We start from the raw sequence: 2,721 nt of genomic DNA on the forward strand, positions 1-2,721 counted from the left end.
GGAGGAGTCGTTGTGTCTGAGTGAGGAGCGTTGTGGGCGAGTTGTCTTACAGTCTGGCGTTTGGCAGTCTGGTGGTTGACGCTGGAGCTGGCTTCTGATGCTGGCTGAAGTTAACCTGTTTGGCGTTTTCGTTGCTCCGCTTTCCATTTATGCCGTAGCGGCGGTCTTTGTAACGTTACTGCTGAGAAGCCTCCTGTGGCGCACGGGCGCCCTGGGATGGTTCTGGCACGTCGCTCTCTTTGAAATAGCGCTCTATGTCTGTGTTCTCTGTCTGCTCATCCTTTACGTCTAGGGAGGGTCAGCGATGAACTGGACCCGCAGTGTAATCCGTGTCCTGCTGACCCTTGTGGTGCTGGCGCTCGCCATCGGCCTGGGGCGGACGATGTGGGACATCTATGTCCTCGCCCCCTGGACCCGTGACGGCCGCGTGCGCGTCTATGTCGTGGACGCTGCCCCCGAAGTGTCGGGCACGGTCGTGGCCGTGCCGGTCGTGGACAACGAGTATGTTCACAAGGGCGATCCGCTCTTCGTGCTCGATCCGGTGCGCTTCCGCCTCGACATCGACGCCGCCCGCGCCCGTCTGGCCGGAGCCGAGGAAGACCTCAAGCTCCGCAGCTCCGATGCAAAGCGCCGCATGGGACTGGGCGGTATCGTCTCGGCGGAAGAACAGGAAGACTTCAACTCCAATGTCGAGACCCAGCGCGCCAAGGTCAACGCGGCCAGAGCCGAGCTGAACACCGCCTTGCTGAACCTCCAGCGCTCCACGGTCTATTCGCCGGTGGACGGCTACATCACCAACCTGAACCTGCGCGTGGGTGATTACGCCCATGCCGGTCAGCCCGGTATGGCCGTAATCGACGCGCACAGCTTCTGGATCAACGGCTATTTCGAAGAAACGAAGATGCACGGCGTGCATGTGGGGGACGAAGCCCGCATCAAACTGATGGGCTACAAACAGATCCTCATGGCGCATGTCGTGAGCATCGGCCGCGGCATCAACGACCAGAACGGCGTGTCCGACAAGCTGGGCCTGCCGGACGTCAATCCGATCTTCACCTGGGTGCGTCTGGCGCAGCGTATTCCGGTGCGTCTGGAACTCGACAGCGTCCCGCCGAACATCACGCTGGCGGCCGGCATGACGGCCACGGTGACGATCGGGCGCGAAACGCCGGGCGCGCGCGGGCGTCTGACCACCTGGCTGCAGAACCACCTCTGACATGTCCCGCAAATTCCTGACCCTTGCCCTGAGTACCTGTCTGTCGCTGACGGCGTGTACGGTGGGGCCAAACTTCACGCCGGACCGGATCAAGGTACCCGACGCCTTCGTCGAGCAGCCCCATCCCGCCACGGCCGATGCGCTGGCGCAGTCGGCGGCGGACATGAAGGACTGGTGGTCGCAGTTCCACGACCCCATGCTCAACGAGCTGGTGGATCAGGCGATCAAGGGCAATTACGACCTGCAGATCGCCTCGCAGCACATCATCGCCGAGCGCGCCGTCCGCCGTCAGGCACAGTCGGCCTGGTATCCGCAGCTCGACGTGGCCGCAGGCGGCGGCGATGACCGCTATTCGATCAATATCGACAACTGGCCGCTGCGTCCGGGCAATCCGGCCAACCGCCCCGAAGCTTCGGTCCTGACCTATGGCGCGCGGGCGACCTGGGAAGTCGATCTGTTCGGGCACATCGCCCGGCAGGTGGAAGAGCGCAAGCGGATCGTCGAGGAATCGATCGAGAACCGTCGGGGCGTTCTCCTGGCCCTGCTGGCAGAGATGGCGACGGACTATGTGACGTTGCGCTCGGTGCAGGAGCGTCTGACCGTGACCGAGCGTGCCATCGACGTGGCCGTGCGCTCGCGCGAACTGACCGAAAAGCTCTACACCCATGGCCTCGGCAACACGCTGGCCGTGGCGCAGGCCCAGACGGAAGAGCATCTCGAGCGCGCCCGTCTGGCGCCGTTGCATGAGCAGGAAGAGCGGCTGATGCATGCCATCGCCGTCCTTGTTGGCGACATGCCGGGCCAGCTTGAGGAAGAGCTGGAAAAGCGCCGTCCGATCCCCGATCTGCCGCGCTTCCCCGACAGCCTGCCGTCGATCGTGCTGGCCAACCGCCCCGATATCCGTGTGGCCGAGGCCGAATACGCAGCTGACACCGCGCGCGTGGGCATTGCGGTGTCGAACCTCTATCCGAAATTCATGATCCCGCTGACGTTCAACCCGAACGCTTCCGCCGCCTATCAGGCGTTCCAGGCGGGGGGCATGGCGTGGAGCTTCATGATGATGGCGACGCTGCCGGTCATTCATGGCGGCCGCTACACCGCCGCCATCGCGCAGGCCCGGGCCGAGGCCGAGGGCAGCCGTCTGAACTACCGCAAGACGGTGCTCAGGGCGTTCGCGGATGTCGAGGACGCGATGGGCGACTGGCGGCATAATGCCGAACTGGTCGAGCAGCTGAACCAGGCCTCCGTCGACGCCGGCCTCGCCCGCGACCGCGCCCAGAAGCTCTTCGGGGCAGGTCTGACCGGCTATCTGAACGTGCTGACGACCGAACAGACCGCCCTGTCCGCCCAGGACCAGGCCGTCGTCGGACGTCTCGCCCGCGTCCGCAACGCCGTCGCCCTCTACATCGCCCTCGGCGCCGGATGGCAGGGAAAAGCCCTCACCGACACAAGGCTCCCCGTCGAAGTCAATCAGCAAAACGCTTTCGTCAGAGCTTTTACAAGGT

Annotated in this window: 3 protein-coding genes; all 3 read left to right on the forward strand. The window is 64.2% G+C overall.

What is annotated here, in order from left to right; translation table 11 throughout:
* Positions 1-97: 97 nt before the first annotated feature.
* Complete coding sequence (locus GAL01_RS15285; protein ID WP_062026972.1) at positions 98-292, forward strand: DUF1656 domain-containing protein; 195 nt, start codon at positions 98-100, stop codon at positions 290-292.
* Positions 293-304: 12 nt separating this feature from the next.
* The gene (locus GAL01_RS15290; RefSeq protein WP_062026974.1) at positions 305-1,216 is read left to right on the forward strand and encodes an HlyD family secretion protein; all 912 of its coding nucleotides are present in this window, start codon (positions 305-307) and stop codon (positions 1,214-1,216) included.
* A gap of 1 nt (position 1,217) precedes the next feature.
* The coding region (locus tag GAL01_RS15295) for an efflux transporter outer membrane subunit (protein WP_062026976.1) at positions 1,218-2,721 on the forward strand (1,504 nt) is incomplete at its 3' end.

The sequence above is a fragment of the Gluconobacter albidus genome (genome assembly GCF_002723915.1).
Taxonomy (GTDB): Bacteria; Pseudomonadota; Alphaproteobacteria; order Acetobacterales; family Acetobacteraceae; genus Gluconobacter; species Gluconobacter albidus.